This window comes from Streptomyces sp. NPDC028331 (assembly GCF_055565775.1).
On record NZ_JBVHTR010000051.1, the window covers coordinates 1 to 6,343 of the forward strand.

Below are 6,343 nucleotides of genomic sequence, written 5' to 3' on the forward strand. Positions count from 1 at the left end.
GCTTCACAGGCCCCTGAGCCGTCCGGTCCCTGCGGATCTCGAAGTCCATTGCATCCCCTGAGCTGGGGTGTTGCAACGACTACTAGAACCTGAGGTCCACGGGGCGGCCCCTTTGCGTCGAGAGCCCTGGGACGCTCAGCCCCGCCCGAACTCCGCCGCCCATGCCTCCACCGTGTCCGCCGCCCGGTCGAAGGCCTGGGGACGGGCCAGGAAATCAGCGTTGTGGCTGGTCAGTACGGGTGTTGCCGCGGTCGCACCGGCCTGTCGTACGAGGACCAGCGCCTGACCCTGCACCGTGCGCGGCAGCCCCAGCCAGCGCACCGGCTGCTGCACCGTGCGTACGGAGGCGATCTGCCCCCACCGCGTTGTACGGGTGACGAGAAACCCCACGCGGCGCAGCCCGCGCGCGCTCACCCAGACGCCCATCCGCAGCAGCCGCAGGGCCCCGGCGACGACGGCCAGCGCTACGCCGAACACCGTGCCCGCGTCCGACACGGTCCCGGTGAGGGCGATGACCACCGCCGCGAAGAGCACGTAGGACGCGAACAGCAGCAGGAGCGCGGCGGTGCCCACCCGCCAGGGGCCCGGCCGGTAGGGGCGGCGCCAGCGGTCGCGGTCGTCGTACGGCAGCGGCAGATCGTTCGCTGCCTGGGCGGAAGCACGGTCGGCCGTCAGGAAGGACAGGGGCACGGCTGATCCTCACTCGGTGCACGGGGCTGTGACGGGTGAGGCTATCGAGCCGTGCCCCCGCTCACCACCCTCGGGGGCCGAAGGGGGGCCGGAGCGTGCCGGGCCGAGCCGGGGAGCGTCAGCGGCCGTCGGAGGCCACGGACTGCTGCGTCGTCGCGGGCGACTGGTGCGACATGGCGGGCATGCCGATGACCAGGGCGCCCACCAGGCCGGCGACGATGGTCAGCCCCAGCAGCCAGCGCCCGGCCAGCTCGCCGACGGAGGCGCGCCGACGGGGCGGAGGGGTGACATTGCTGCGGAAGGAGTCGGCTTCGGCGAGGAAGGCGAAGGGTACGGGCTCGCGCCGACGGGACATGGGGTGTGGTTCTCCTCTTGAGGTTCGCAGGGACCGATGGACCAGCTCTGTGAAGATCGGTGACGCGAACGAATCGCCGTCACCAACACAGACGAGCGGGTGCCCGAAATGGTGCCCTGAATCACCGATTTCGCAGAACTTCGACGGGCTTCGCCGACGAATGTCGCGGACCGGCACCGAACGCCCCGTTGTCAGTGCCGGGCCGTAGAGTGGGCGCCGCCCGAGCTTGTGATGGGAAGGACCTTCCACACCGTGACCGACACCCCCGCCGACGACCTCAAGCCCAGCTTCCGCAGCGACGTCACCGTCGAGCTGGTCAAGCACAGCGCGGCCGACTCCGACGTGCTGTGGGCCGCCCGTGTCTCCACCGCCGGCGAGCAGTCCCTGGAGGAGCTGACGAAGGACCCCGAGCGCTCCAAGGGCCTGATCAACTACCTGATGCGGGACCGGCACGGCAGCCCCTTCGAGCACAACTCGATGACCTTCTTCATCAGCGCCCCGATCTTCGTCTTCCGCGAGTTCATGCGGCACCGGGTGGGCTGGTGTCTGGCAGGCGATACCGAGATCACGCTCGAGAGCGAGGCGGGCAACCTGCGCCGACGTACGATCGCCGAGCTGTACGAGCTCTGGCACCTGGGGGTCGAGGACCGGCTCCCGCACTCCGCAGGCGGTGTCACCTGGCACAGCCGGGCGGGCAAGTGGACGGCTCAGGTCAGGCGCGGTGAGACCGACCACTACCTCGGCCTCTACGAGAGCCGCGAGGCGGCCGAGTCCGCGGTCGCCGAGTTCCGTGAGCAGCATCCCGGCACCCGTCTGCGCAAGCTCGAATCGGTGCGTCGCAACCACGTGCGGTGTTACGACGAGGAAACCCTGCTCGCTCAGCGGTCGAGGATCGTCGATGTGATCCAGTCCGGCGTCAAGCCGCTGATCAGGATCACCACGGCTTCCGGGAAGGCGGTTCGCTGCACGGTGGACCATGCCGTGTTCACCCCTGAGGGCTGGCGCAAGGCGGGCGAACTCGCGGTCGGGGACGCCGTCATGGTGGCGGGCACGGACCCCGGCCCGTCCCAGGCCCTGATCCCGCCGAGTCTCCGTCGGGGCATCGGCGTATGGACCTCCATGCAGCGACAGCGACTGATCAAGGAGGTCGACACCTGCCACCTGTGCGGGCAGGACTTCCCACGTGAACAGCTCGCCCTGGATCATGTGGTCCCCGTTGCCGGTGACCTGACCCAGGCGCTCAGCGAGAGGAACCTCGCCCCTGCCTGTGAGCCCTGCCACGCGGCCAAGAGTGCCGAGGAAGAGGCTCTGGCCCAGCGGGGCGGCAAGGTCGCCAAGGCCGTTCCGGACGTGATCGTCGCCGTCGAAGACGATGGCGAGGAGATGACCTACGACCTGTCGGTCGAAGGCCCCTGGCACAACTTCCTCGCCGACGGCATCGTCGTGCACAACTCCTACAACGAGGAATCAGGTCGTTACAGGGAGCTCCAGCCCGTCTTCTACGTTCCCGGAGAGGACCGCAAGCTGGTCCAGCAGGGGCGTCCGGGCAAGTACGAGTTCGTGCCGGGCACCGACACGCAGCACGCGATCGTGGAGCGCGCGATGCAGGATTCGTACATTCATGCGTACGAGCGCTACCAGGAGATGCTCGCCGCCGGCGTCGCCCGCGAGGTCGCCCGTTCGGTCCTCCCGGTGGGCCTCTTCTCCTCGATGTACGCGACGTGCAACGCGCGCTCGCTGATGCACTTCCTCGGCCTGCGCACGCAGCACGAGCTGGCGAAGGTGCCCTCCTTCCCGCAGCGGGAGATCGAGATGGTCGGCGAGAAGATGGAGGCCGAGTGGGCCCGGCTCATGCCGCTCACGTACGCCGCCTTCAACGCGAACGGCCGCGTGGCGCCGTAACGCCCACGCGGTCGCCGGCCGGGCATGGAGGGCCGGGCACAGATGTACGGGTCAACCGAGCGAAGTGTCCGTATTGCGGCATTTCGCGAAGTTCATCTAGCCTGATCAAACGGACCCGGCACTGCTTGAACCCCCGAGCAGGCAGTGCCGGGCTCCACCTTTGTCAGGACTTTTGCCGACCCCCTAGGGCAGACCACGGCCTGAGCACCGAGTAGCGTGTTGTCCATGGCTCCGACCTCCACTCCGCAGATCCCCTTCGGGCGGATCCTCACCGCCATGGTCACGCCCTTCACGGCGGACGGCGCACTTGACCTCGACGGCGCACAGCGGCTCGCCACCCACCTGGTGGACGCAGGCAACGACGGCCTGATCATCAACGGCACCACCGGTGAGTCCCCCACCACCAGCGACGCGGAGAAATCGGACCTCGTACGAGCCGTACTGGAGGCGGTCGGCGACCGCGCCCACATCGTGGCCGGGGTCGGCACGAACGACACCCACCACAGCATCGAACTGGCGCGCGCGGCGCAGCAGGCCGGCGCGCACGGTCTGCTGACCGTCACGCCGTACTACAACAAGCCCCCTCAGGAGGGCCTCTACCGCCACTTCAAGGCCATCGCGGATGCGACCGACCTGCCGGTCATGCTCTACGACATCCCCGGCCGCAGCGGCGTCCCGATCAACACCGAGACCATCGTCCGGCTCGCCGAACATCCACGGATCGTCGCCAACAAGGACGCCAAGGGCGACCTCGGCCGCGCGAGCTGGGCCATCGCCCAGTCCGGCCTCGCCTGGTACTCCGGCGACGACATGCTCAACCTGCCCCTGCTCTCCGTCGGCGCGGTCGGCTTCGTCTCCGTCGTCGGCCATGTCGTCACGCCCGAGCTGCGCACCATGGCCGAGGCCTACGGCAGCGGTGACGTGCAGAAGGCGCTGGAGATCCACCAGAAGCTGCTCCCGGTCTTCACCGGCATGTTCCGCACCCAGGGCGTCATGACCACCAAGGCCGCTCTCGCCCTCCAGGGCCTGCCCGCCGGGCCGCTGCGCCCGCCCATGGTCGAGCTCTCGCCCGAGGAGACCGCCCAGCTCAAGATCGATCTTGCTGCGGGCGGGGTACAGCTCTGACAAGGACTTCACAACTGAATAGGCAGGACACAGGTGCCTGCACCCACTATCGACAACTGCTTTTGCACGAACGTCATGCGCGCCACGTGCCCTACAGGTACGTGGCGCGCATGGTGAGGAGAGTCTTTTGAGTCATCCGCATCCTGAACTCGGCCCGCCGCCCAAGCTCCCCGCGGGAGGCCTCAGGGTCACCCCGCTAGGTGGTCTTGGGGAGATCGGCCGAAACATGACCGTCTTCGAGTACGGCGGCCGTCTGCTGATCGTCGACTGCGGAGTGCTCTTTCCCGAGGAGGAGCAGCCCGGAATCGATCTGATCCTGCCGGACTTCTCGTCCATCCGCGACCGGCTCGACGACATCGACGCCATCGTCCTCACCCACGGTCACGAGGACCACATCGGCGGTGTCCCGTACCTGCTGCGGGAGAAGCCCGACATCCCGCTGATCGGCTCCAAGCTGACCCTCGCCCTGATCGAGGCGAAGCTCCAGGAGCACCGCATCCGTCCGTACACGCTCGAGGTCGCGGAGGGACAGCGCGAGCGCGTCGGCCCCTTCGACTGCGAGTTCATCGCGGTCAACCACTCCATCCCGGACGCCCTCGCGGTCGCGATCCGCACCCCCGCCGGCATGGCGGTCCACACGGGCGACTTCAAGATGGACCAGTTGCCGCTGGACAACCGACTGACGGATCTCCACGCGTTCGCGCGGCTGAGCGAGGAAGGCATCGACCTCCTCCTCACCGACTCCACGAACGCCGAGGTCCCCGGCTTCACCCCGCACGAGCGCGACATCTCCAACGTGCTGCGCCAGGTCTTCGCGGGCGCCCGCAAGCGGATCATCGTGGCGAGTTTCGCCAGCCACGTGCACCGCATCCAGCAGATCCTGGACGCGGCCCACGAGTACGGCCGCCGGGTCGCCTTCGTCGGCCGTTCGATGGTCCGCAACATGGGCATCGCGAGGGATCTGGGCTACCTGAGGGTCCCGCCGGGCCTGGTCGTGGACGTCAAGACGCTGGACGATCTGCCGGACCACGAGGTCGTCCTGGTCTGCACGGGCTCCCAGGGCGAGCCGATGGCCGCGCTGTCCCGCATGGCGAACCGCGACCACCAGATCCGCATCGTCCAGGGCGACACGGTGATCCTGGCGTCCTCGCTGATCCCCGGCAACGAGAACGCGGTGTACCGCGTGATCAACGGCCTGACCCGCTGGGGCGCGAACGTCGTCCACAAGGGCAACGCCAAGGTGCACGTCTCCGGTCACGCGTCCGCGGGCGAGCTGCTGTACTTCTACAACATCTGCCGCCCGAAGAACCTGATGCCGGTCCACGGCGAATGGCGCCATCTGCGGGCCAACGCCGAACTGGGCGCACTCACGGGTATCCCGCACGACCGCATCGTCATCGCCGAGGACGGCGTCGCCGTCGACCTCGTCGAGGGCAAGGCCAAGATCTCCGGCAAGGTCCAGGCCGGTTACGTCTACGTCGACGGCCTCTCGGTCGGCGATGTGGGCGAGCCGGCGCTGAAGGACCGCAAGATCCTCGGCGACGAGGGCATCATCTCGGTCTTCGTGGTGATGGACTCCTCGACCGGCAAGATCACCGGCGGACCGCACCTCCAGGCCCGCGGCTCCGGCATCGAGGACTCGGCCTTCGGCGACGTCATCCCGAAGATCACGGAAGTGCTCGAGCGGTCGGCGCAGGACGGCGTGGTCGAGCCGCACCAGCTCCAGCAGCTCGTGCGGCGGACCCTGGGCAAGTGGGTCTCGGACACGTATCGGCGCAGGCCGATGATCCTTCCCGTGGTCGTCGAAGTCTGACGTCCGGTCAAGTCCTCGCGGGAGTGGACCTGGGGGGGGGGGGGGGGGGGGGGGGGGGGGGGGGGGGGGGGGGGGGGGGGGGGGGGGGTTGTTTTCTCTCCCCCCCCCCCCCCCCCCCCGCTCCAGTACGTTTACGGCTCCGCCAGCGGGGGACCCGGCGCAACTGAGCGCCCGGGAACCATCCCCGGCAGGGCGGAAATCCCGACTCAGAACTTCTGATAAAGTCGGAACCGCCGGAAAGGGAAACGCGAGAGCGGGAACCCGGAAAGCACCGAGGAAATCGGATCGAGAAAAGATCTGATAGAGTCGGAAACGCCGAAGGGAAGCGCCCGGAGGAAAGCCGAGAGAGTGAATCTCTCCGGCGAGTACGAAGGAAGCGTCCGTTCCTTGAGAACTCAACAGCGTGCCAAAAGTCAACGCCAGATATGTTGATACCCCGTCCGTCGGATGATTCCGAT

4 protein-coding genes and 2 pseudogenes are annotated in these 6,343 nt (G+C 68.2%); 4 read left to right on the forward strand and 2 right to left on the reverse strand.

Annotation, left to right across the window (positions count from 1 at the left end):
* Positions 1–135 precede the first annotated feature (135 nt).
* Positions 136–690 carry a hypothetical protein gene (locus ACZ4SW_RS36945; RefSeq protein ID WP_468253472.1) on the reverse strand — a complete coding sequence of 185 codons (555 nt, stop codon included), beginning with the start codon at positions 688–690 and terminating at the stop codon, positions 136–138.
* Positions 691–808: 118 nt separating this feature from the next.
* A complete protein-coding gene (locus tag ACZ4SW_RS36950) occupies positions 809–1,045 on the reverse strand; it encodes a hypothetical protein (protein ID WP_468253473.1) in 237 nt (78 codons plus the stop codon).
* Between the two features lie 252 nt (positions 1,046–1,297).
* Here ACZ4SW_RS36950 and ACZ4SW_RS36955 point away from each other — a divergent pair.
* The 4 genes and pseudogenes from ACZ4SW_RS36955 to ACZ4SW_RS36970 form a co-directional block, all read left to right on the forward strand.
* Positions 1,298–2,494: pseudogene (locus ACZ4SW_RS36955) on the forward strand (FAD-dependent thymidylate synthase); the annotation flags it as partial.
* 3 nt (positions 2,495–2,497) lie between these two features.
* A pseudogene (thyX, locus tag ACZ4SW_RS36960) lies at positions 2,498–2,947 on the forward strand (FAD-dependent thymidylate synthase); the annotation flags it as partial.
* Between the two features lie 225 nt (positions 2,948–3,172).
* Positions 3,173–4,072, forward strand: coding sequence for a 4-hydroxy-tetrahydrodipicolinate synthase (gene dapA, locus ACZ4SW_RS36965; protein WP_468253474.1), 900 nt, complete (start codon positions 3,173–3,175; stop codon positions 4,070–4,072).
* 127 nt (positions 4,073–4,199) lie between these two features.
* Complete coding sequence (locus ACZ4SW_RS36970; RefSeq protein ID WP_468253475.1) at positions 4,200–5,885, forward strand: ribonuclease J; 1,686 nt, start codon at positions 4,200–4,202, stop codon at positions 5,883–5,885.
* Positions 5,886–6,343: the final 458 nt, after the last annotated feature.

Bases quoted from the DNA above. Each gene is read 5' to 3' on its own strand.
- dapA (WP_468253474.1), top strand. From the start codon at position 3,173: ATGGCTCCGACCTCCACTCCGCAGATCCCCTTCGGGCGGATCCTCACC.
- ACZ4SW_RS36950 (WP_468253473.1), bottom strand. From the start codon at position 1,045: ATGTCCCGTCGGCGCGAGCCCGTACCCTTCGCCTTCCTCGCCGAAGCC.